Origin of the sequence: uncultured Lutibacter sp., assembly GCF_947495725.1 — a bacterium.
GTDB lineage: Bacteria > Bacteroidota > Bacteroidia > Flavobacteriales > Flavobacteriaceae > Lutibacter.
Window position 1 is genome coordinate 1 of record NZ_CANLZZ010000020.1, and the last position, 423, is coordinate 423.

General features: G+C 36.9%; 1 pseudogene. It reads right to left on the bottom strand.

The window, feature by feature from the left end:
• Positions 1 to 423: pseudogene (locus Q0776_RS17730) on the bottom strand (hypothetical protein); the annotation flags it as partial.

The window sequence follows — 423 nt, forward strand, 5'->3', positions numbered from 1 at the left end:
TCTGTTACTTTTACACTATATGTTCCCGCTGCTGTTACTGTTATATTCTGAGTTGTTTCTCCATTACTCCATAAGTAACTTGCGGTTCCTTGTACCGTTGGTGTTGAACTTATAATTACATCTGTATTAGAACAGGTAATCTCTGTTGCATCTGCTGAAACTGTAACTGTTGGTACTGTTTCATCAATTCCAACTACTACATCTGATGATGTCACTGAACATCCATTATCACTGTCTGTTACTTTTACACTATATGTTCCCGCTGCTGTTACTGTTATATTCTGAGTTGTTTCTCCATTACTCCATAAGTAACTTGCGGTTCCTTGTACCGTTGGTGTTGAACTTATAATTACATCTGTATTAGAACAGGTAATCTCTGTTGCATCTGCTGAAACTGTAACTGTTGGTACTGTTTCATCAATT